Annotated in this window: 21 protein-coding genes; 5 read left to right on the forward strand and 16 right to left on the reverse strand. The window is 72.1% G+C overall.

What is annotated here, in order from left to right:
* Positions 1-419: 419 nt before the first annotated feature.
* Positions 420-1,697, forward strand: coding sequence for a phosphotransferase (locus LO772_RS00610; protein WP_231776299.1), 1,278 nt, complete (start codon positions 420-422; stop codon positions 1,695-1,697).
* 502 nt (positions 1,698-2,199) lie between these two features.
* On the opposite strand, the gene LO772_RS00615 is transcribed toward LO772_RS00610, so the two are convergent.
* The 6 genes from LO772_RS00615 to LO772_RS00640 form a co-directional block, all read right to left on the reverse strand.
* Positions 2,200-2,454: a hypothetical protein gene (locus tag LO772_RS00615; RefSeq protein ID WP_231776300.1), complete on the reverse strand. Its 255-nt coding sequence runs from the start codon at positions 2,452-2,454 to the stop codon at positions 2,200-2,202.
* A 338-nt stretch (positions 2,455-2,792) separates the two neighbouring features.
* Entirely contained in the window at positions 2,793-3,230 is a 438-nt protein-coding gene (locus tag LO772_RS00620) for a hypothetical protein (protein WP_231776301.1), read from the reverse strand.
* 773 nt (positions 3,231-4,003) lie between these two features.
* On the reverse strand, positions 4,004-4,282 hold the full coding sequence (locus LO772_RS00625; protein ID WP_269453146.1) for a cupredoxin domain-containing protein: 279 nt from the start codon (positions 4,280-4,282) through the stop codon (positions 4,004-4,006).
* Between the two features lie 361 nt (positions 4,283-4,643).
* Positions 4,644-5,672: an ABC transporter permease gene (locus tag LO772_RS00630; RefSeq protein WP_231776303.1), complete on the reverse strand. Its 1,029-nt coding sequence runs from the start codon at positions 5,670-5,672 to the stop codon at positions 4,644-4,646.
* Positions 5,673-6,195: 523 nt separating this feature from the next.
* A complete protein-coding gene (locus tag LO772_RS00635) occupies positions 6,196-7,548 on the reverse strand; it encodes an MFS transporter (RefSeq protein WP_231776304.1) in 1,353 nt (450 codons plus the stop codon).
* Positions 7,545-8,192, reverse strand: coding sequence for a GntR family transcriptional regulator (locus LO772_RS00640; protein ID WP_231776305.1), 648 nt, complete (start codon positions 8,190-8,192; stop codon positions 7,545-7,547). Before LO772_RS00640 ends, LO772_RS00635 begins: the two co-directional genes overlap by 4 nt.
* A gap of 221 nt (positions 8,193-8,413) precedes the next feature.
* Here LO772_RS00640 and LO772_RS00645 point away from each other — a divergent pair, with 221 nt between their 5' ends.
* The 3 genes from LO772_RS00645 (at position 8,414) to LO772_RS00655 (ending at position 9,741) form a co-directional block, all read left to right on the forward strand.
* Positions 8,414-8,761: a hypothetical protein gene (locus LO772_RS00645; RefSeq protein WP_231776306.1), complete on the forward strand. Its 348-nt coding sequence runs from the start codon at positions 8,414-8,416 to the stop codon at positions 8,759-8,761.
* Between the two features lie 291 nt (positions 8,762-9,052).
* Positions 9,053-9,478, forward strand: coding sequence for a DUF1622 domain-containing protein (locus tag LO772_RS00650; protein ID WP_231776307.1), 426 nt, complete (start codon positions 9,053-9,055; stop codon positions 9,476-9,478).
* A complete protein-coding gene (locus LO772_RS00655) occupies positions 9,475-9,741 on the forward strand; it encodes a hypothetical protein (protein ID WP_231776308.1) in 267 nt (88 codons plus the stop codon). Before LO772_RS00650 ends, LO772_RS00655 begins: the two co-directional genes overlap by 4 nt.
* A gap of 280 nt (positions 9,742-10,021) precedes the next feature.
* On the opposite strand, the gene LO772_RS00660 is transcribed toward LO772_RS00655, so the two are convergent.
* Together LO772_RS00660 and LO772_RS00665 are read right to left on the reverse strand one after the other, a co-directional pair.
* Entirely contained in the window at positions 10,022-11,314 is a 1,293-nt protein-coding gene (locus LO772_RS00660; RefSeq protein WP_231776309.1) for a phthiocerol/phthiodiolone dimycocerosyl transferase family protein, read from the reverse strand.
* A complete protein-coding gene (locus tag LO772_RS00665) occupies positions 11,311-12,129 on the reverse strand; it encodes a methyltransferase domain-containing protein (RefSeq protein ID WP_231776310.1) in 819 nt (272 codons plus the stop codon). Before LO772_RS00665 ends, LO772_RS00660 begins: the two co-directional genes overlap by 4 nt.
* Before the next feature lie 346 nt (positions 12,130-12,475).
* Between LO772_RS00665 and LO772_RS00670 the strand changes: the two genes are divergently transcribed.
* Positions 12,476-12,952 (forward strand): macro domain-containing protein, encoded by a 477-nt coding sequence (locus tag LO772_RS00670; RefSeq protein WP_231776311.1) that lies wholly within the window; start codon positions 12,476-12,478, stop codon positions 12,950-12,952.
* A gap of 24 nt (positions 12,953-12,976) precedes the next feature.
* Here LO772_RS00670 and LO772_RS00675 read toward each other — a convergent pair whose 3' ends face one another.
* The 8 genes from LO772_RS00675 to LO772_RS00710 all read right to left on the reverse strand — a co-directional run bounded on the left by LO772_RS00675 (position 12,977) and on the right by LO772_RS00710 (position 22,148).
* Positions 12,977-14,926: a hypothetical protein gene (locus LO772_RS00675; protein ID WP_231776312.1), complete on the reverse strand. Its 1,950-nt coding sequence runs from the start codon at positions 14,924-14,926 to the stop codon at positions 12,977-12,979.
* 590 nt (positions 14,927-15,516) lie between these two features.
* Positions 15,517-15,981, reverse strand: coding sequence for a cupin domain-containing protein (locus tag LO772_RS00680; protein ID WP_231776313.1), 465 nt, complete (start codon positions 15,979-15,981; stop codon positions 15,517-15,519).
* Positions 15,982-16,044: 63 nt separating this feature from the next.
* The gene (locus tag LO772_RS00685) at positions 16,045-16,869 is read right to left on the reverse strand and encodes an AraC family transcriptional regulator (RefSeq protein ID WP_231776314.1); all 825 of its coding nucleotides are present in this window, start codon (positions 16,867-16,869) and stop codon (positions 16,045-16,047) included.
* Positions 16,870-16,980: 111 nt separating this feature from the next.
* A complete protein-coding gene (locus tag LO772_RS00690) occupies positions 16,981-17,595 on the reverse strand; it encodes a nitroreductase family deazaflavin-dependent oxidoreductase (protein WP_231776315.1) in 615 nt (204 codons plus the stop codon).
* 66 nt (positions 17,596-17,661) lie between these two features.
* The gene (locus LO772_RS00695; protein WP_231776316.1) at positions 17,662-18,933 is read right to left on the reverse strand and encodes an aminotransferase class III-fold pyridoxal phosphate-dependent enzyme; all 1,272 of its coding nucleotides are present in this window, start codon (positions 18,931-18,933) and stop codon (positions 17,662-17,664) included.
* 152 nt (positions 18,934-19,085) lie between these two features.
* On the reverse strand, positions 19,086-19,916 hold the full coding sequence (locus tag LO772_RS00700; protein ID WP_231776317.1) for a TauD/TfdA family dioxygenase: 831 nt from the start codon (positions 19,914-19,916) through the stop codon (positions 19,086-19,088).
* Positions 19,917-19,954: 38 nt separating this feature from the next.
* Positions 19,955-20,719, reverse strand: coding sequence for an SDR family oxidoreductase (locus LO772_RS00705; protein ID WP_231776318.1), 765 nt, complete (start codon positions 20,717-20,719; stop codon positions 19,955-19,957).
* On the reverse strand, positions 20,712-22,148 hold the full coding sequence (locus LO772_RS00710; protein ID WP_231776319.1) for a coproporphyrinogen-III oxidase family protein: 1,437 nt from the start codon (positions 22,146-22,148) through the stop codon (positions 20,712-20,714). Before LO772_RS00710 ends, LO772_RS00705 begins: the two co-directional genes overlap by 8 nt.
* Between the last annotated feature and the right edge of the window lie 74 nt (positions 22,149-22,222).

The raw sequence follows: 22,222 nt of genomic DNA on the forward strand, positions 1-22,222 counted from the left end.
CCGCTTGTGGCTGGGGGTTGGCGTGCGACGCCCCCGGGCTGCGGTGCGGCTGTGGTCGCTGCCGCGGGTTGTCGGCGATGCGATGCGGGGCCGTACTGGCACAGTGTGCGATTTGGTGTCGGGGTCATGATCGGGTCTGGGCGCGTCGTTCGGGTGGGGACGACGGCCCGGGGTTTCCGGAGTGCACGCGACCGGTTCAGAGTGGGCCCGCGAGCCGTCGGCGGGGCGGGATGCCCGAGAACGGTCAGCGGGCGGGATCTGGAGCGAGGCGCTGCGCTCCCCCGCCGTCCGCAACGTCCGATGGCGTCGACGGTCTCGCGGGGCGGACGCGGGGGCGGTGGGATGGGGAGTGGTGCTCTAGCCTGCTGTGGGGAGTCGGGAGGTGGGGCCGGTATGGGGGCGGGCGGGGCGGCTGGGCGATGTCCGCGGACGTGGCGGCGCGGATTCGGGAGAGTCCGGCGGTCGTGGTGCACGACAGCGGGGTCGAGAACATCAACCGGGTGGTCCGGACGCGGAGGTTCGGTCTGGTCATCGACCGGCGGCGCAAGCCTCGGCGCCGTTCCGCGTTGTTCAGCGCCCCGACGTTCATGCCCCAGCCGTATTTCGAGCACGACATGCTGCGTGGTCTCAACGCGGCGGGGGCTTCGTTCGTCCAGGGCATCCACTACGCCGACGACGCCGGGCTGATTCTTCAGTACGCCGAGGGGCAGACCCCCACGGTGCGTCAGTGGGCCGGTGATGCGGAGTTGCGAGGCGAGTACAGCCGCCGGTTCGTCGACGCCATGGGCGAGTTGGCCGCCGTCTCCGACGCGGCGACACCAGGGGTGGTACGGCCCGAGGAGCGTGGGTTCTGGCCCGCACGGCTGGAGAGTACGGCGCAGTACGGGCGGTTGATGCGCGATCGCACCGTATTGACTTGGAGCCGGGTGTTACGGGGGTGGACCACCGAGATTCTGGGGGAGCTCGGCGAGACGGGCGACGTCGCCGCGGAGCTGGCCGGGTTCGAGCTCACGGGGAATCGGCCGCTCATGCTTTTGCACAACGACCTGCATCCGCAGAACACCGTCCGTGAGCCGTTCAGGATCATCGACTGGACGAACGGGAGTGTCGGGGACCCGCTCTGGGCCGCCTCCATGATACGTAGGCAATTCCCCACCGAAGCCGAACGCGACCGCTTGATGGCCGGGCTGCGTGCGGCTCTTCCGGCGGAGATGTTCCACGGGTTCGAGCGGGACTGGCGGCAGTACGAGGTCCTCGACCGGCAGCGCACCCGGACCGTCGCGGCCGGGCTCATCTCGGAGTTCGCCGCGGACGCACTGGCGGCGGCGTCCCGCGCCGACGGCCCGCAGGCCCGCCGCGCGGCGGTACGTCCGTACGCCGAGAGGATCCACTCGTGGTCACGCCGGTTCACCGGGCACCCCGCCGATCGCACCGCCGAGGAGACCACGGACCTGGTCCTGGAGCACATCGAGCGACAGCTCGACGCGCCTGCGGTACGACCGCGCCGCGGCGCTCCTCGGTCGCGCTCGCCGGTGGGCCCGGTCGTGGTCACCGGTCCGCCAAGAGCGACACGGACCGGGCAGCGAAGGCCGATTCGTGGCCGCGTACGACGTTACCGGGCAACGCCTCCGCTGCTCCGCGGTCCCGGGACGTGGATATGGGCGTCGTCGGCTCGGGGCTCGCGTCCGCGGGGATGAAGGCGCCGCGGTTCTCCCCGCCTGGGGTCTCCCCCACAGGAGCGGTCAACCACGGCTTCGGGCGCCGGCCCGGCCGGGACGAGGTCGCGGTGCTGAGAGCGGCCCCGGCGCGTTCGCTGTGCCGCACGCCTCGGCTGGGGCAGTGAGGCGCCGCTCGCACGCTTTGGCACCGCCGCGGGGTGGGTGCGGGGCCGGGGTGCCGGGGGCGGGGACGGTGTTTGCGTCGGGGGTGACGGCGACGGCCTGTCGAGGTACTGGGCTGCGCTGTACGCCGACGTCCGGGCGCACGTCTGATGTGCGGCGCGGTTGTGGGGCGGCCATGGGCGGGTCGTCCGGTTTGGGTTGTCCTGGGCGTGGCCCGCGACTTGGGGGTGTCGAGCCCGACGGTGGGATCGTTGTCCGGGCCGGGACTCGGCGATGCCCGGTGCCGGTGGCCCGTCGCCTTCGACTCGGGGTCTCGGCGGGCGGGCATCCCCAGGGGGTGCCCGCCGGCGACGTTGCCTCACGGCCTGCTGAGCCCTCGTTTCAGGCCGAGGCGCTTTGTCTCGGCGGCCGACAGACCGCGCGACGGGGGACGGCCGACTTGTGCGTTGGCTCGGTCCCGCGCGTTCTGGGCGGCGGGCACGGACGCGGAGGCCGCGACCGGGCCCAGCCCCTGGATGACCCTGCCCGCTGTATCGGCGGCGCGGATCTCGGTGTCGCGTGCGTCGGCCCGCTGTATGGCGTCCCGGGCCGCACGGCTCCGCTCTTCGCTCATGTCGTCCCCCTTCGTTCGCACTCGTCTCCCACGATCCCTTACCCGTCGGGCCCGCGTTCTCCCCGGGGCGGTCGGCCCGAGGGGCGGACCGACCAGCACGCGATGCCGCTGCCGGCTTCCCGCGCTCGCGACGCGCGTGATGTCCCGCCCGCGCCGAACTCCGGTCCCCGGCAGCAGCGAAGAGAGGGGTGAGGTGAGCACGAGCGCCAGCCGGACACCGTCTCCGGCTGCGGCTGCGGGCCGGTGTCGGCGTCACCGGGCCGGAGCCCGGCACGGACCGAAATGGCCGACCCCGGGGGCGGATTCGGCCGGTGTTCGGGGACGGCGCCCGGAGGTGTTCATTGCCCAGGGTCGGGTGGGGTTTGTGCGAGGCGGCGTTCGACCTCGTCGCGGACGGGGCGATAGGCGGTGTCGGCCGCGCGCATACGGGCTTCGCAGCGCGCCCAAGCGGCACGGGAGCGCTTGCGTCGGCCGGGGACCAAGTCGTAGCGGCGCAGTCGGACGGCGCGGCTGTCGACCATGAGGCCGGCGCGGGTGCGTACCCCGTGGTCCCATCGGACGGTGCTGTGTGCGTCGCGGAGTTCCGCGTCGAATGTTTCGTAGGCGTGTTGCCACCGCGCGGCTTCGTCGGCGGTGGCCGGTATCCGAAGCTGCCTGCCCATGTGGGGGGAGATCTCGTAGAGCGTGAACTCCAGGCCGTCGGGCACCCGAACCCACGCCAGGGTTCTCCACGGCCAAGGGGTGAGCTGGAAGACGTGTTTCCTGACAGTCGTCACGGTGGGGCGCTCCTCGGCGGCCGGTCGCACGGGGTGTGCTGCGGGTGCGGATGTGGCGGGCTCAGCGTAGGGCGAGGCGGGCCCGTTGGGGGATGCGTGGATGTGGCTGAGCCCTTGGAACTTGCCGGCGATACTGGGGAATGGGCCATGAGTTGAGCGAACGAGGGCGGCAACTGCCTTGGTGGCTGCGTGAATTCAGGCCATGCCGCCAGCTGCTCCCTGGTACGGATCCCGTGGTTTCCGGCAGTTCGCGGTCACGACTGTCACAACGGTGGCTGTGGGGTGCCCCGGCACAGGCCGCGTTCGGATCGGGCAACCCGGAGCGAAAGAGTCAGCTGGGGGTGCAGTCGGACACGCCACTCGTCGGCTTGCGCGACGACAGGCGGCGCTCGGGAAGCCTGGCGGCGAGATTGGGCGGGAGAGAACCGGTCGCACCGCGCATCGTCGCGCCACCTCCGCGCATCGTCGCGCCACCTCCGCGCATCGTCGCGCCACCTCCGCGCATCGTCGCGCGACCTCCGCGCATCACGGCCGAAGCGATGTAACGGCCGAGATGTTCCCTGACCATCACAGCAGCCCGAAGGCTTCGACTCGGTCCGGCGCGACACCCGCGGCCGACAGCGGTAACACCCCCACCACAACAGCGGCAACCGAAACCCCCCGGCACCCCCGACTATCCGCCTCCGGCCCACCCCGGGTCCCGATACGTCAAAGGGGGCGGCCGACGCCCGCCTGCACGGCGCCGTACCGGTGGCCCGCCGCGCGGTCCGAGGTCAACCCACGGTCAGCGAACCGGCCATGAACGGGTGGATGCTGCAGTGATACGCATCCGCACCCGGAACCGACGGCGCGGTGAACGCAGCCGTCCCACCCGGCGGGATCTCCCCCGTGTCGAACGACCCGCCGGTGTCCGCGGTCACCGTGTGCGCCACCGAGTCCTGGTTCACCACCGTCACCGTCGACCCCGGAGCCACAGCCAGAACCTCCGGAGAGAACACATAGTTCATGATCGTGATCACCCCCGGGCCAGCAGCCGGCGGCACCACCGGCACCCCGGACGACGTCGGCGGAAACGACGACGTCGTACCACCGCCCCCACCACTCGAACAACCCACGAGCACCGCGGCACACACCACCGCAACGGCGGCACCCCAGCGAGGGGACCGGAACGAACGCGACACAGAGACTCCAGAACCGGACATACGACCACCCCACCCCGCGCCACCACACCCGGCCACCCCGACCACCCACCCGGCCCACAACACCACCCCCCACAGGACCAACAACCCCCAACCCAACCCCGAACCCGCCCCCGTCACGCCACTCCCCCACCACCACCCACCAGCAGCGGCCCCGACCCCGCCCCACACAACCAACCCCGCCCCCGACCCGACCCGGCAGCGACAGCGACAGCTAGGCCGCTGCGGGTTCGGGGGGCGGGTTGTTTTGTTGGCCGCCTGGGTGGCGTTCGCGCCAGATCCAGAAGACGGTTGTCGATACCGCGGCCCAGGCGGCGAGGACGAGGAAGGGGAACGCGTGCTGGTGATCCGGGAAGTACACCGCGGTGTGCTGCGCGTTGACGGATGCGCCGGGGGGCAGCCACTGCCCGATCCTGCCGAGGACCGAGGGCAGCAGCGCCCACGACACGGCTCCGCCCGAGGACGGGTTGCCCAGCAGCACCATGAGCCCCCAGGTCGGGACGATGGCCCAGCGCCCGACAAGCGCGTTGAACATCGAGAACACCATCCCGGACGTGAACATCGTCAGGGCGAGGATCGCCCACGACTCCGGAAGGGGCAGCTTGAGCGCCCCGATCCACCAGTCCACGACCGCCACGATCGTGAAGGCCCCGAGGCAGGCGTTGCCGGCGACGAAGGCGACCCGTTCGCCCGGATCGAGGGCACGGGCGTTCACGGACAGTTGGATCGCGCCGACGAAGCCGAGAATCACGGCCGCGAGGGTGATGTAGAAGATCGCGAGGCCGCGGGGGTCACCGCTCTGCAGTGGTTTCAGGTCGCGGAAAGCCACGGTCACGCCCGTTGCCTGTGCCGCCGTCGTTGCGGACTTGACCAGCAGTTGCGCCACGGACGCACCCGCCGCGCTCGCGATGTCGAGGGTGACGTCGTTGCCTCCCTCCGCCTGGATGATCGCGAAGATCTTCTGGTCCTCGATGGCGTTGCGGGCGTCTTGGTACGTCGCGTACGTCCGGAAGCGGACCTGGGTGTCGAGGGCGCGGTCCAGTTCGGCTCCGAACGCCGCGCCGCGCGGGTCGGTCGGGCCCGTGACGCCGATGGGGAGGTGGTGGGGTGTCGGGTTGGCCATCGCGAACGTGTACGAGCCGGCGAACAGGCCCGCGGCGACCGCCAGTAGCAGCATCACGACACACGCCGGGAAGAAGCGGCTCTCGCGGAAGCCCGCCCAGCGGGCGCGGAATGTGGTCATGGCGGTGCTCCGCGTCCCCTTGGCAGGTCGGTCCGTCGCGACCAGGGTGCACGCGATGTTGCGCTTGGGCGGCGCGCGACACCGGGCCGGGCGGATGGGCCGTATCGGTCACACCTTTGCCTCGTCGGGCTTTGCCGCACACATCCGGCGGCGGCTGTTTTCCGCCGGGTCGCCGCGGGCCGGGCGTGGGGGGCGAAGGCGCGAAGGCGCGAAGACGCGAAGGCGCGAAGGGGCGAAGGCGCGAAGGCGCGAAGGGGCAAGGGGCAAGGGGGCGAAGGGGGCGAAGGGGCGAGGCTCACGCGGCCGTGGGCTTTCGGTTTGTCGGTCGAGGGGCGCGTCCGCTGGTGTGCGGTCGGTCGGCGACTGACGGCGACGGGGGGTGTTGCGCGGCCGTGTGGGCTCGGGGGCGGTTCGTCCTCGGGCTATCGCACGTCGCCACCCGGTGGGGAGGCGATTCGCGGCTGATCCAGGCGTCGGCGTGGCGGACCCACGCAACCCACCCGGGGCAACGCGGCCGTCGGTGTCACCGCGGTGCGGATACGGGCGTCGGGCCCGGTCGGGTGCCCGGTGCGGGCCGTTCGCGTTCGCGGCGGGCGGCTCGGCCGTACAGCCGGAAAATCATGGTGAGCCCGACGGCCTGGAGGACGAACACGGCGGAGAACGCGGTGCGGTAGTCGTCGCCGGTCGTGTCGAGCAGTACGCCGATCGCCAGGAGGGCGGTCATGGAGGCGACGAATCCGCCCATGTTGACGATGCCGGCGGCCGTCCCCTGTCGCTGCGGCGGGTTGGCCGGGCGCGCGAAGTCGAACCCGATCATCGACGCGGGAGCGCAGGCCCCGAGCACCACGCACAGCACGACGAGCAGCCACATGGGCGCGTGGGTTCCCGGGCAGGCGAGCGTGGCGGCCCACAGGGTCGCCGTGGTTCCCACGGTGCCGAGCGCGAGCGGCAGCCGTGCCGCCTGACACCGCGCGACGATTTGCCCGTACACCACGGCGACGGCCAGGTTCGACAGCACCACCAAGGTGAGGAGCCCGCCGGCCGTGCCGCGGGTGAGGCCTTGGGCCTCGACGAGGAACGGCATCCCCCACAGCAGCAGGAACACCATCGCGGGGAATTGCGTCGTGAAGTGCGTCCACATGCCGAGCCGGGTGCCGGGCTCCCGCCAGGCCGCGGCGATTTGCCGGCGTACGTACGCGCCCCCGCGGTGCGCGACCGGTTCGGGTGCGTGCCCGTGCGGGTGGTCCCGGAGGAACAGCGACACGAGCAGCAGTACGACGACGCCCGCGAGCGCGCTGCCGGCGAACGCGGCGGTCCAGCCGACGCCGTGCAGCAGCCGGGCGAGGACAAGCGTCGAGACGAGGTTGCCGGCCATACCGACCAGACCGGCGAGCTGCGTGATCAGCGGGCCGTGCCGCGCCGGGAACCAGCGGTTGCCGAGCCGAAGCACGCTGATGAACGTCATGGCGTCGCCGCAGCCGAGCAGCGCGCGCGAGGCGAGCGCGGCGCCGTACGTGGGCGAGAACGCGAAGCCCAGCTGGCCGACGGTGAACAGCACCGCGCCGGCGACCAGCACGCGCTTGGTGCCGAACCGGTCGACCATCAGGCCGACGGGTATCTGCATGCCCGCGTACACGAGCAACTGCAGGATCGAGAACGCCGACAATGCGGACGCGCCGATGTGGAAGCGCTCCTGGGCGTCCAGTCCCGCCACGCCCAGGGACGTACGGAAGACGACCGCGACGAAGTAGACCGCGACGCCGGTCGACCAGATGCCCACGGCGAGCCGTCCGCCCGGCGGATCCGCGGGAGGCAGCGCGGCGGGGTCCGGCGGCCGGGCCGGGGTGGGCCGTGCGGACGGTATGCCCGCGCTCATCGGTCCTGGCCCCGGGCCAGGTCGAACAGTCGGCCGATGTGCCGGTGGACGGCGGCTCCGGCGGCGTCCGCGTCGCCGGAGCGCAGCGCGTCGAGGATGTCCGCGTGGTCGGCGAGGTTGCCCGTCACCCGGTCGGGGTGGGCGTGCATGACGGCGACGCCCATGCGCAACTGCCGGTCGCGGAGCTGGTCGTACAGCTTGACCAGGATGTCGTTGCCCGCGTTGCGCACGATCTCGGCGTGGAACGAGCGGTCGGTGGCCGCGGCGGCGGCCAGGTCGCCCGCGGCGGCCTGGCGCTGCTGGAGTTCCAGCAGTTCCGCCAGGCGCGCGATCAGCGACGGCGGCGCGGGCACCGCCTTGCGCGCGGCGTGCTCCTCCACGAGCCGCCGGGTCTCGACGACGTCCGCGATCTCCTGCGCGGACACCGGCAGCACCAGCGCGCCCTTCTTCGGATAGAGCCTGACCAGCCCTTCGACCTCCAGGCGCAGCAGCGCCTCCCGCACCGGGGTGCGCGACACGCCGACCGAGTGGGCCAGCTCGCCCTCGGTGAGCAGGCTCCCGCCCGCGTAGCGGCGCTCCAGAACCCCCTGCTTGATGTGCCGGTACGCGCGCTCGGCGGCCGGAAGAGCCGTGTCGGTCGTCATGCGGGCATGATAGATGCAACAGGTATGCATGCCGCGGGGGAGGTCGTGCGTGACAGTTGGGCGGCGGCGTCTCGCGGGCCGAGGCGATCGGCGGAAACGGGCGGGGCGGTGCGCCGACGTCACGTACGCCTCCCAACCGGCTCCGATCCGTATGTACACCGGCACTTCCCACGTGATACGGAGGGAGACTCGTACGCAGCGCATCCGGTAAGGGGGCGGTCGTGGCCAGGGATCAGGGGCGTGACGACTCTGCGGAGCGTGACAAGTATCTTGCCGATCAACGCAGGCAGGCGGCGCAGGCGCGAACGGCGCGGGAAAAGGCCGAGGAGGCACGGCGCGTCAAAGCGGCCACGGAAGCCTTGGCCAAGGACAAGCCGTGGCTGGCCGGTTCGGCCGGTGTGCCACCGGCGACCCGGCCCACCCCCGGCAGGGGCAACCCTCGGACGGCTCGTGAGGATCAGATCGCGCGCGACAGGCAGCAGTACCACCAGGCGGTCGAGAACGCCCGGTCAGGGCCCCCGAAACAGTCGCTGCTCGGGAAGCTTCTCGGCAAGAAGAAGGGCACCTGAAGCCGGGAACCGCTCTCTCGCGGCCGGGGCCACGGCGGTGACCGGCCCCCGCGGCGCGGTGGCGGCGAACGTCGGCCTGCGACCCTCGTGATCGAGCCGCATGCGGTGGGGCGGGCCGCGTCCGCATGGGTTGGGACACCGGCGTCAGGAACGCCGATTCGGTGTGGTCGGTGCGTTTTTGCCTTGCGGTCGCCGGTGGTCGGTGGATTTTCGCCACTCGATCCGGGATGTTCCCTCCGGCACTGGGGGTGGCGCGCACGAGTGGCACCCGCGTGAGTCGACAATGCCCTTATGTATGCGGATGTCCTGCCGGAATCCACGCTTCGCGACGTCGTCGATCTGGCCGTGCGGCTGGTCGAGTTCGCCGGTGCGCTGATCATTCTCGTCGGCGCGGCCTGGGCGTTCGCCCTGTTCGTCGGCTACGGCGCGGTCAGAGTGCGCAGGTGGAGGGAATCCCCGGGCGCGGCCTCGGGCTTCAATCGGATCCGGCTGACCCTGGGGCGTTTCCTGGCCCTCGGCCTTGAGTTCCAGCTCGCGGGGGACATCCTGCGTACGGCGATCGCGCCCTCGTTCACGGAGATCGGCCAGTTGGCCGCGATCGCCGCGATCCGGACCGTGCTGAACTACGTACTCGGCCGGGAGATCGAGCAGGAGCGCCGGGAGCTTGAGCGGAGCGCGTCCCGGCACGGTGCCACGGCTTCGGGAAACGCTCCGTGACCGGGTCGCTGACGACGCAAGCCGCCGTCCTGATCACGATGTTCGGGCTGATCAGCGCCGCGTGCGTCGGCTTTCGACTCCGCCGGGTACGGCCGAGTGTGGCGGTGCTGACGGACTTCCTCGTGGCCGCCGGTCTCCTGCGCCTCACGGGTCGGCCCTCTTGGACGTCCCTCGCCACGGCGTCCGCCGTCATCGGCGTGCGGCTGATGGTCGGTTCGGGCCTCAGGGCGCGACCGCGATCGGTGCGGCGACCGTCGACCTGAGACTCCCCTGGCCCAGCGGCTTGTGAGCGTTGTTCGGTGACCGGGGCCGGGAGCCGGGAATCCGCGCGGGCCACGCATCGGACGGCGCCGGCCGCGCTGTTGGACGTCCTGCCCTGCGGAGCGGAGCGCGGGTACCCGACCCGGGCCGACGTCCGTCGTCCCGGCGAAACGGGGACGCCGGACGCTCGCCCACCGCCGTCTCGGGTCGGGTGACCCACCGTCAAATGGTGCTGCGCTCAACGTGGTTGCTCCACAGCCGACGCGAACTCACCCCGTCGTCTTACACGGGCGCCCCGGTGTCGAGCGAATCCCTGGTTTCCTCGGGCGCGGACGCGTGGAGGGATACGGTCGTCTCGACGATGTCGCGCGTGCGTGCCGTGATGTCGTCGATCTGCGCGTCCGTGTAGCAGGCGCGGCCGAAGGTGATGTCCAGGCGGAGTTTCCCGTCGAATTGGCTGATCACCACGAAGGGCATGGGAATTCGGGTCATGGGCAGGATCCGCAGGTCCGTGACCACCTGGTTTCCCGGGAGGGCGGGGACCGGAATGGTTCCCAGGTTGGTGAGGGTGCACGTCGGGGGGAACTGCGTGACCATGTACGGGAACGCGGCCAGTTCCTTTTCCGCGGTTTCCGCGTCGAGGTTCTCGCGTACGCGCGCCGAGAGTTCACGCCCCAGTTCGATGGGGTCGGCGTCGTCGTCGACGAGGAGTTCGACCGGGAATCCCGATGCCGCCGATTGCATGATCTCGGCGGGAATGGGCGGGGTCAATCGTCTGCGCAGGTCGACCGCGACGCCGCACCCGACGCGGAGCGGGCCGGTGGAGGGTTCGAGTGCGGACCGCACCGCGGCGAGGACCAGGCCGCAGACGAGAGAGTTGACGGACATCCCGTTGCGGTGCGCGATGTCCGCGAGCGCGGACGTGGTGGCCCGATCCATACCGACGCGGGTCGTTCCGAAGGTGGGATCGGAGCCGGGGACGCCTTCCGGCGACACCAGGCTCGGGAGGCGGGCAGGGGGGCTTTGGGCCTCTCTCTGTGCGCGCTGGGCCACGTAGTCGCGCAGGTCCGAGGGAGAGTATTTGTGCGCGATTCTGTCCTCGATCGCGGGGGCCAGGACGGGCTGCACCGGCGTCGGTGTGACGGGGCTGCCGGAGCATTCCGCCGCGTAGAGCGTCCAGAACGCCTGCTGCAGCGCGATGAGCCCCATGCCTTCCACGCATGCTCGTGGCAGCGTGCCGACGAGGTGGTGCTTCCGCCCCTCGGAGATCAACGTCATGCGCAGGAAAGGCCCTTCGGACCAATCGCCGCGCACGCTGAGTTCCGACGTCAGATCCTCGGCACGGTGCAGGCGAAGCGCGGGGGTGTCGCTCTCGGGGATGTGTATGGAGGCGCGTTCGCCGCGGAAAGTGATCCTGCCGCGGATCAGCGGATACACCTGTGCCAGTGCGTGCAGTGCGCGCTCGACCGCCGGCTCGTCGAGGTCCCCGTGTACCTCCCAGACGGTCACGACCCGCATGTCGCCGAGGATCATCGCGGTTTCGTGGGCGGACAGAGCGCGCTCCACGGACGTCACGCCGTCCTTTCCCGGCGGGCCACCGCGAAGATGCGGCGGAACGGGAAGACCGTGCCGTACGACGCGGCGGGGTACACCGCGCGCAGCCGGTCGAGGTAGTCGGCGAAGAACTCCTGTGCCGCGCCGGGTTCGTCGGCGAGGGCGTCCACCACCGGACGCATCCCCGTTCCCCCGACCCAGCCCGCGAACGGATCGGCCGCCGGCAGGAGGTGGGCGTACGTCGACTCCCAGGCGTCCACGGTGAATCCCAGGCAGCCGAGGTGGTCCAGGTACTCGGTCGGTGCCCAGACCTTCGGGGACGGAGGGATCCCGGGCCCGAGGCGGTCGCGCCACCGGGGGCTCGCACACAGCTCACGGAGTGCGGCGTGGCTCGCGGCGGCGGCGTTGTCGGGGACCTGGAAGGCGAAGACGCCGCCGACCGGCAGGGTGCGCGTCCATGTCTCGAAGCGGTACGGATGGTCCGCCACCCACTGGATCGCGGCGCTGGAGATGACGAGGTCGAAGGGCTCATCCGGGGCCCATTCGGCGATGTCGCCGTGCCGGAACTCCAGGCGTCCGCCGCCTGCCGTCTCCCCCGCGAACTCCTCGGCGGCGGCCAGGCTTTCGGCGCAGGTGTCGATCCCGGTGACGTGGGCGTGGGGCCATCGCGCGGCGAGCAGCGCGGTGACGCTCCCGGTGCCGCAGCCCAGGTCGGCGATGCGCGCGGGCCGGCCCGGAAGGTCGGGCACGCGCGCGAGGAGGTCGTGGAACGGGCGTGTACGCGGGTCGGAGTCCTGCAGGGCTCGCAGGGGGTTCCAGGGCGGGTTGGAGGTCATGGAGGCGCCTCGGGGGGGGTTGGGGTGTGGGAACGGAGGGCGGAACGTTGCGGCGGTGGTTCGCGTTGTCCAACGATTTGGTCGGAGACGGGTCACGGGCCTTCTTCGTTCGGGGGTCGGAGGTGGGGGGATTGAGAACGTTTGATCAATACCCCGTGCCGACGCCGTACCCGCGGGGGCGGTGTGCCGCGGGGCGGGCCCGGGACCGTTCCGAGGTGGTCCCGCCTGCGGGAAGGTTGCCGTGGTCGCAAGGGCCTGTCGGTCGGTCGGCACGGCGAGGGCCGGCGCGGGGTGTCGGTGGGAAAAAGGCATGGTGCGTGCGCGGGGAGCGGGGGAACATGGCTCTGTGGAACCACTGAAGATCGTCGCGGGTGACGCGACCCACCCCCAGGCCAAAGGGCGGAAGATCATCGCCCATATCTGCAATGACCTCGGCGGATGGGGCAAGGGGTTCGTGCTGGCGATCTCGCGTCACTGGCCCGGGCCCGAGCGCGAGTACCGCCGCTGGCACCGCGAGCGGGCACGGAACGACTTCGCGCTCGGAGCGGTCCAGATGGTCCGCGTCCGGCCGGACATCCAGGTCGCGAACATGGTCGCGCAGCACGGGATCAAGGCGGGAAGCAACGGTCCGCCCATCAGGTACGAAGCCGTCGCGGCCTGTCTCGACGCCGTCGCCCGGCACGCCCTTGCCGACAAGGCCTCCGTTCACATGCCCCGCATCGGCTGCGGCCTCGCCGGTGGCACCTGGGATCGCATCGAGCCGATCATCGTCACCACCTTGTGCGCCCGGGACATCGCCGTCACCGTCTACGACCATCGGTGAGACGCCCGGCCGGACGCGGCCCGTTCAAGACGGGCGGTCGCCCAGGGAGGTGCCCGCTCCGGGGTCGACGTCGGCGGTGGGGACGTCGGGGCGGACGCTCAGGTCGCCCCAGCGGACCGGCCACGCGTGTCGGCGGCCCACCGACCAGGTGAGGACGGCGTCCAACGCGTCTTCTCGATCGGGCGGCGCCACGACCACGTCGGGTTCCAGGGTCATCGCCCAGGTGTGGTCGTCGAGGGGGAAGAACTGACGCTCGAACTCGTAGGCGTCATAACCCTCGACGGGACGCGGCCCCTCGGGTGCCCGGAGGAACGCGAAGTCGCCGACGAGCCCGCCGGTTTCGGCTCGGACGAATCGCACCCTCCGCTCAGCCGGCAGGACAATGGTGTCGTCGGCACCCCAACGCACCGCACAGGTGGCCTCGGCGGGGAGGGTCCGCAGGCGTTCCGGGTGGGCGGGGTCGGTGAACGACCACACCTCGACGGTTCCGGTGTCGGTCAGGCAGGCGGCGCGCTCACCGTCGGGGGCCCAGGACCAGGCGTTGCGGTCCCCGGTCCACCGCTCGCCGGCCTGCCACTGCGGGTGCGGGACGGCCACGGAACCCACGTGCCGCCCGGCGTCGAAGATGTGGACCGCGGGTGCGGACGTACCCGAGCGCGCGACCGCCACGGCGAGCCGGTCGGGGCGTCCGGGGGCCCAGTGCAGGGAACAGACTGTGCCGAGATCGAACGGGCCGTCTTGGACGTGTCCGTCGGCCGCGTCGAGGAAGAACAGGCCGTCCCGGGTCGCGGCGGCGACACGGTGACCGTCCGGGCTGGGTGCGGCAGTTGTGGCGGGTGTGTACCAGAGCACCGTGCGGGTGCGCGCGTCGACGCAGATCGCGTTGGTGCCGAAGAGACGCGTTCCGTCGGGCGACCAGACCGGGTTCTCGATCCACTCACCGACGTTGTCGGCGATTTCGGCCTGCCGGATCGCCTCGCGGACGCCGGCCGGAAGCTGTCGTGCCATGGTGTACGGATGGTCGGCCTGGACCCGGTTGGGCAGCCAGAACAGCCCGCCCCGGTCCAAGGGCACGATGCAGCCCTGGAGGCCGCCGTCGCCGTTGGTGGTGCAGTGGTGGTAGACGCTGTGCCCGTCCGGGGACAACGCGAACGACGACGGACGGGAGTTGCCGTCCGACACGTTGATCGTCGCGACCGGCTCGTCGTCGTCCCCGGCGGGGTTCCACAGCCCCACGATGTTCGTCGCGTACGCGACGGCGAGGCGGGACCCGTCGGCGGACCACTGGATCGTGCCCGCGTAGTCGGGCCACCCGACGCCGCCGTCGACGTCCCGGATCGTATTGACGCACCGCCCCGACGCGACGTCCCAGATCTGCAGGACGCCTCCGGCGTCGTAGTCTCCGTCGGGGTACCAACTGCCGGTGGCGAGGTGGCGGCCGTCCGGACTCATCGCATGTCCGACGATCTCCGCGTCATGGCCGAACGGGTGCCACAGGCTTGTCTCGCCGGTTGCGCACAACCGGCGTGTGGCCGACCGGTGTGCCTCGGTCACCCCCTGGCGCCGTTCCAGGTCGGCGAGGCGGGTACGCAGTGCCGCCAGGTCCCTGTCCGGGACGAACGCGGACCAGTCCGCCTCCTCGACGAGCGCGCACAACGCCTCCGCGTCAACGGGGTCCGCGGGCGCAGGGGTTCGGGGCAGGAACGACGGCGGTTCGCCGCCCGACGGCGGGGCACCGACGGCGCGTTCGAGCATGCCGAGCAGGGCTTCCTCGTCGAACTGCGGTGTCCGGAGCATGTCTTCGGTGCGGGGTATGGGGCCGCGTTCGCCGGTGGCGAGGAACATCACGTCCGTCTCGCGGGTCACGGAGTCCGCCACGTGAGCACCGAGCGACTTCAGGCGGCGTACCGCTTCCGCCGTCCCGATCGAGCGGAACTCCCCGAACAACACCACTGACCGTCCCCGAAGATCCATGCGGAGGACCCTACCGACCGGCACGGACACGACGTGTCCCCGTGGGAGCGGCGGCCGTTCGGCTCGGCCGTGGTGCACCAGGCCCCCGTGTGGGGGGAGTTGTCATCGTCCCGGCTGGCGTGGCGGACGCCGCGTCCCACCCGGTCGCGGTGGTGACACCGGGTGGCTTGGGGAGGTGAACGCCCACAGAGCGAGGGGGAGGCCGCTGAACGCGGCGCCCGGGGCGCGGACCGCGCCCCGGGGGCAGCCATGAGGCGGTGAGCGAGGAGCACTCCGTGCTCGTCGACCGCCGACAGGGACGGGCCGCTGCAACCCCTGGAGGCGCGCGCCGAGGACGGCCGGTTGCCGGACCCGGACGGGACCACCGTGCGCGAAGTCCCCCGCGACTGATCCCGCCCCGGCCCGCGGCCACCCCTGCGGACCGGAGCCCGACGCGATCGTCCGCGGGTGGTCACGTCCCGTGGTTCCCCGCGCTCGTGCCGCGGGCGGATCAACCGGCCCACCACGGTGGTGCCATGGCGATCCGCCGCGCGCAGGCCCCCGACGGAGCCGTCGTCAACGTCAACAGCCGTACCCGGTAAGGCGTCGCGTCACGATGCCTCGGGGCCGGGCGCGGCGGCTTGGGTCGCGTGGGCGTCGGTCCGGGGGCGGTGTTCGGTGCCGACGCCGGCGGTGACGGTCAGGATGGACGTCGGCCCGGCCATGTCGACCGCGTGCCAGACCCCGGCCGGGTTGACGGTGGCCTCCCCCGGCCCGAGGCGAACGCTGTCGGGTTCACCGTCCGCGTCGCGGACGACCGTCGCCGATCCGCTGAGGCACACGACCAGTTCGTCGCCCGCGGGGTGGCTCTCCCAGTGGTCGCCGGGCCCGTCGCCGTCGAAGATCATCACCATGCGGCCCTCGGGGCCGTCCGCGGCGACCGCGGCGCTGTAGGCCTGGAGCACTTCCGGGTCCCAGGCGAATCCCTCGACGGGCCGGGCTCGCGACCCCAGCCCGAGGTGCACGGGGGTGGTCCGCAGGTCGATGGCGTCGGGTTCGTGGTTGACGAGTCTCATGCCGACGATCGTCACACGACGGCGATCGGTGGTCTTGAAGGAATGGGAACAGCCCGCGGGCGGCTACCCGAGGAGGACTTCGCCGCGGCGCCAGACCGTCGGCGACCGGCCCGTGAACGCGCGCCAGTCCCGGACGAGATGGGCTTGGTCGGCGTAACCGGAGAGGGTGGCCACATCGGCCCACGGGAGCGGGTCCCGCGCCGTCGCCAGTTCGTGCGCGTGCTCGAAGCGCAGGACTCGGGCGAAAGCCTTCGGTGACAGGCCCAGTTCGGTCTGGAACCGCTCGGTGAGGTGCCGACGGCTCCAGCCGAGTTCCGCGGCCACCGCACCGACGCGGACGCGGCCCCGTGCGGCGACCAGGCGGCGCCAGGCCTCGGTCACCTCGGGGCGTGCCGAGGGCACGCTGTCGGCGCCGCGGCCGACGGCCCGGAGCAGCACGTCGTCCAGCGCGGTGAACCGCGCGGCCCAGGTGGTCGCCGCTCGGACGCGGTCGACCAGTTCGACGCCGAGTGCTCCCAGAAGCTCGTCCAGTGGCACCAGTTGGTGGGCGAGCGCCGCGGCGGGCATGCCGTAGACGGCCCGGGCCCCGAGCGGGGTCAGCGCGATCTGCACCCCGTGCAGGCGTCCGTCGTGGTGGACCGCGACGGACCGGCACATCAGACCGCCGGCCACCTCGCCGAAGGGGGTGACCGGTGAGCCGTCGTCGACATCCGCGGCCATCTCCAAGGGATCCGACAGGCTGATCACCGTGGTGAGCGAGCGGCCCGGCGGGCCGCAGTGCACCCCGGCCGGGAACCCGCGGAGGTCGAAGCCCACGTACGCGTCGACGTAGCGCCGCAAGGCGGGCGCCGGACGTGCACCGATCCCGGTGGCCGCGCGATCCTTCACCCTCCTGAGGGTACGGCGTCGGCCCGTCCGGCAGGTCGGCGCGTCGGGGGGACGGTGCCGGTGTCCGGAACAGGCCCGGAGCTGCGCGGAGTTCGGGGTCCGGTTCCGGGGTCAGGTGGGGACGAGGCGGAAGACGCGCAGGTGGCGGGTGCATTTGCCGGCGTACTTTTCGTACGCGGGCCAGAGCCTCGCCATGGCCTCCCACGCGGCCGTGCGCTCGGGGCCGTCGAGCAGGACGGCGGTGACGTTGGTGGTCCGCCCGAAGCGGGTGACGGTCGCCCGGGGTTCGGCCAGCAGGTTGTCGGACCAGGCGGGGTGGTGGGGCCGGCCGCAGTTGCTGGCGACGATGAGGAGCGTGCCGTCGTCCTCGGGGCGGCACAGCAGGGGGACCTGGCGGGGCCGGCCGCTGCGGCGGCCGGTGGTGGTGAGCATCAGGGACGGCAGCAGGGCCGGCATGAGGAGCATCCGGCCGCCGGTGAGGCGGTAGGCGGTGCGGTCCACGCTCGGGGCGATCGCGGAGACCGCGCGCAGGAAGTGGTCGTTCATGCCCGCCCCTCGGACGGCCCGCAGCATGATCGCGCGCGGGGCGCGGCCGTCGCGCTGCGCCGTTCCGGCGCCGGCCAGGGCGCGGGTCACGATCCAGGCGACGCCGGCCGCTCCGCTGGCGGCCAGGCAGATCCGGACGGCCGGGGCTCCGCCGGCGGGCCTGCGTGGGGTGAGGGTCACCGTGCTGTCCTTTCGTCGTGCCGCCCGGTGCCGTGGGCCCGGTTCGGCGTGGGGCCGGCGGGCCTGTCATCGCGCGGCGACCGCTTTGCGGACCGCGGTCACCGCGTGGTCGGCGAGCCGGTCCGCCTCGTCGCGGCTCAGGCACGCGGGGGGCGCGAGCATGACGGTGGCGCCCTGCTGCCGTGTGTACGCGCCGAGGCCGTACGCGACCTGCTGGACGGTCTCGGCGGTGCCGACGTCGTCCAGTTCGACGCTCACCGCCAGCCCCTGCCCGCGGACGTCGAGCACCCCGTCCGTACCGTGCAGTTCCCGGCCGAGGGCACGCAGCAGCCTGGCGCCGATGTCGCGGGCGGCGGCGACGGCGTCCGTCGCGTGCATGTGGTCCAGGGTCGCCACGGCCGCGGCGCAGGCGGCGGGCGAGGCCGACATGGTGTGCCCGTACGGCACGACGCCCGCGGCGGGAAGCCGTTCGAGCACGTGCTCGTCGACGGCGACCGCGGACAGCGCGCACACGCCGTTGGTCAGGCCCTTGCTGAAGACCGTCAGGTCGGGGCGCACGTTCTCGTGCTCGTGGGCGAACCAGGCGCCCGTCCTGCCGATGCCGGTGAACACCTCGTCGAGCACCAGCAGGGCTCCGTGCTCGTCGCAGACGCGGCGGATGTCGCCGAGCAGCCCCGCGGGCAGCCGGATGCCGCCGCCGACGTTCAGGAAGGGCTCGACGAGCACCGTGCCGGCGGCCGAGCGCGCCAGGATGCTCCGCAGCCGGTCGGCGATGTGCCGGCGTGCCCGGTGCGAGCGCTGCCCCTCGCCGGTGAACTCGCCGAACGCCAGGTGGTGGATCCGTGGTCCGGACGCCGGTGCGCGGCCGGTCTGCGGTAGTCCGGACAGGGATTGGCACAGCGCGGTCGAGCCGTGGTAGCCGCGTTCGAAGGTGACGATGTCCGTCCGCCCGCCGCCGTCCGCGGCGCGGTACAGCCGCGCGACCGACACTGCCAGCTCGATCGCCTCCGAGCCGCTGTTGGCGAAGAAGAAGCGTTCGCCGCGCCCCCGCCGGACGTCGCGCAGCCGGTCCGCGAGCAGGTGCCCGGGCCGGGCGAGCCCCTGGGACATGTCGACGTGCGCGAGGGCGCGCAGCTGCGCGACGTAGGCGTCCACGACGGGCCCGGCACCGTGGCCGCAGAGGACGTTGAGTGCTCCCGACGTCGCGTCGATCACCCGGTGCCCGTCGCGGTCGACCAGCCACGCGCCGCGTCCCTCGGTGAACGTCGGGCCGCCGTGGTCGCGGGGAGCCCGCCAGGGGCGTCCCAGCGCGGAGGCCGTTCCCTTCCTGGGGTTCATCGTCTGCGGGTCCCTTCTCGCCGCGGGTGCGGCGGTGCGTTCGCGTCGGTTCGTGCGTCGCGGTGTGGGGTGCGCGGGGGCCTGGCGGGTGGCCGGGCTTCGTCCGGTCGCGGCGGGCGTTCTCCGCACGCGTGGCGGCGGACGGCGGGCGTTCATCGTGTGGTCGTCGGGGCGGCGGTGTGCAGGCTGCGCAGGAGCAGGCGCGGGTGCCTGCGGTCGTCGGTGAAGTCCTCTCGGGCGTGGGCCAGCAGGTCGTTGCGGAAGACCAGGCATTCGCCGGACGCCAGGAGGAGGTCGATCCTGACGTCCGGGTCCGCCCGGCGGGTCCTGAAGTGGCGCAGCGCGCGGTCGAGCGCGTCGCGTTGCGCCGGGCCTCTCGGGTACCAGCGCTCGACCCTGCCCTCGCCGTACCGGGTGGCGTAGTCGCCGTCCCCGAGGACGGCGAACGCGGGGCCGACGGCCTCGCGACGCACTCCGGGCAGGGTCGAGCGCCGGCCGAGGACCGTGTCGTGCAGCAGGACGTCGGCCGCCTCGGGGTCCGCCGTCCGCAGTTCGTGGAACACGCGTCCGGCGTTGAGCAGCGACGTCCGGCCGCCCCGGTGTGCGGGGCGCACGCAGTAGAGCAGGGTCGTCCTGACGGTCCCGATGTCCTCCAGGAGCCCGTCCGTGTGCCAGCCCTGGGCGGCGCCGGTGTGGAAGACCGGGTGGTCCGCGTCGGCCTTTCGGGTCACCTCGGTGACGGCCGGCGCGTTCCGTCCGCGGTACAGCAGCGGGACGTAGGGCGCTCCCAGGCCGAGGCCGGCCCGGATCGCGCCGAGTTCCCGGTGGGCGTCCGCCGTCGTCACGGTCGCCGACGGGCTCCGCACCACCGCGAAGCCGAACTCCTCCAGCATCTGCGGTGTTTCGTCGGGCTTGAGCGGACCGGTCACCCGCGCGCGGCCGTGTGCGGTGAGCCGCGTGTAGCTCGCCGTCGCCAGTGCCATGGCCGCGTGCCCCTATGCCGCCGAGCGGGGTGCGGTGGTCACAGGACCAGCCCCCCGGAGATCTCGATCACCTGGCCGGTGATGTAGCGCGCCCGGTCCGACGCGAGGAAGCACACCAGGGCCGCGACGTCGTCCGCCGAGCCGAACTCGCCGCCGGGAATCATCGACCTCACGTGCCGGGTGTGCGGCTCGGGGATCGCGGCCGTCATGTCCGTGTCGATGAATCCGGGCGCGACGGCGTTGACGGTGACGCCGAGTCCGCCGAGTTCCTTGGCCAGTGCCTTGGTGAACCCGACGATCCCGGACTTGGAGGCCGAGTACGCGGTCTGGCCGGGTGCGCCGTGGAGACCGGAGGCGGAGGTGATGTTGACGACGGTCCCGTTCCGCTGCCGTACCAGCGGCATCACGAGCGGCCGGGTGACGTTGAACATGCTGCCGAGGTTGGTGTCGACCACCTCGTCCCACTGCTCCCGGCGCATCCGGGCGAAGCTGATGTCGCCGGTCACGCCCGCGTTGTTGACGAGGACGTCCAGTCCTCCGCCCAGGGATTCCAGCGCGTCGGCGGTGAACCTCTCCGCGCCCGCGGTGTCGGCGACCTCGCCCGGAAGGGCCGTACAGCGCTGTTCCGGCCAGGCGGCGCGCATGTCGCCGCTGAGCGCGTGGGCCTGGTCGGCGCTGCGGTGGTAGCCGAAGGCGACGTCGGCGCCCTGCGCCAGCATCATCCGGACGACTGCGGCGCCGATGCCGCGCGAGCCGCCCGTGACGACGCATCGGCGGCCACGGAGCGGGAGGGCGTCAGCCATGCCCGGGTCCCGTGCCGCCGGCCGGCACCGGTCCGGTCTTCGGGGTGCGGGCCTCGTGGTCGCGCAGGGCGTGGTAGCGCTCCTCGGCCAGCAGCGTGGAGATCAGCGGTGTGTAGAAGGGGCCGTCGCCGACCAGCGTGATCCGGTCCGGCTCGATCTCGACGAGGCCGCGCTCGGCGAGCGCGTCCCAGATCGTGGCGAACTCCTCGTAGACGTCGACCGCCATGGCCCGGCGGATGCCGGTCCGGTCGATCTCCATGCCGAGCAGTTTGCGGAAGAGCGTGGCCAGGAGCCAGTCCTCGGGTTGGTGCCGGAAGGCCCGCTCGACGGGGAAGCGCCCGTCGTCGACCGCCTGCTTGTACCGCGTCAGGTTGCGCTGGTTGATGAAGGACCACGAGCGGCCGTCGCCCAGCGACGCGTCCCCGAAGAAGGAGACGGCGGCGTACCCGAGGCCGACGGCGTCCGAGGTGTCCCGGGAGGTCTCCGGGCGGTAGCCCTCGCGGAAGAGGCGCGTGGTGGGGTCGCCGGGCTTGCGGAAGCTGTAGGCCCCGTGCTGCTCGTACCCCCGGTCGAGGAGGAGGTCGCGCCCCTCCCGGTACATCTCCAGGTTGCTGAGGGTGCTGGGCAGTTCGTGGAAGCGGTTGAGGGCGAAGTCGGTGGGGCCGCCCACGTTCAGCTCGTAGTGGGTGATGTCGTGGACTCCCCAGGAGACCAGGGTCTCCAGGTCTTCGAGCATGGTCTGCACGGTCTGCTGCGGCCAGCCGAAGATGACGTCCACGTTGGCCGCCAGGCCGAACTCCCGGGCCCATTCCAGGCTCTGGACGACGTGCCGGGTGGTCTGGCGGCGTCCGCTGAGGCTGTTGAGCCGTTCGTTGACCTGTTGGACGCCCATGCTGATGCGGTTCATCCCGGAGTCGCGGATGGCCCGCATCTTGTCCCGGGTGAACAGCTGGGGGATGCCTTCGAGCGTCACGTCGGCCGTGGGCGCGATCTCCGGGACGAGGCCGCGCACCAGGTCCATGATCTTGTGGTACATGTGCGGCCGGTACAGGTTCGAGGTGCCTCCCCCGAAGTACGCCGTGGTGAGGACGGAGCCCTCCAGGAGGTCCCGGTACAGTTCCGCCTCGCGCTCGACGTAGCCGTAGTAGTCCTCGAGCGCGTCGTTGCCCTGGAACTCCTCCACCGGGAAGAGGCAGTAGCCGCACTTTCCGGGGGTGGTCTTGATGCAGTACGGGACGCCGACGTAGAGGTAGACGCCCGCCTGCCGGCCGTCCTTCTGGAGTCGGCGGCGGTCCTCGGTGAGCTCGTCCATGGGCACCGACGGCTCGTTCCAGTACCGCGGTGACGGGAATCCGTGCTGGACCTTGTTGACCTGCCGTTGTTCGAGGTGGGTGTCAAGGTATTCCTTGACGAATGCCGAGTCCAGCATGTGCGTTCTTCTCCCTTACGGCGGGCTTCGACGGACTCCCGTGCGGTTCGGTGCGCGGTGGCGTGCGGTGGTGT

Source organism: Yinghuangia sp. ASG 101 (genome assembly GCF_021165735.1).
Lineage (GTDB): Bacteria > Actinomycetota > Actinomycetes > Streptomycetales > Streptomycetaceae > Yinghuangia.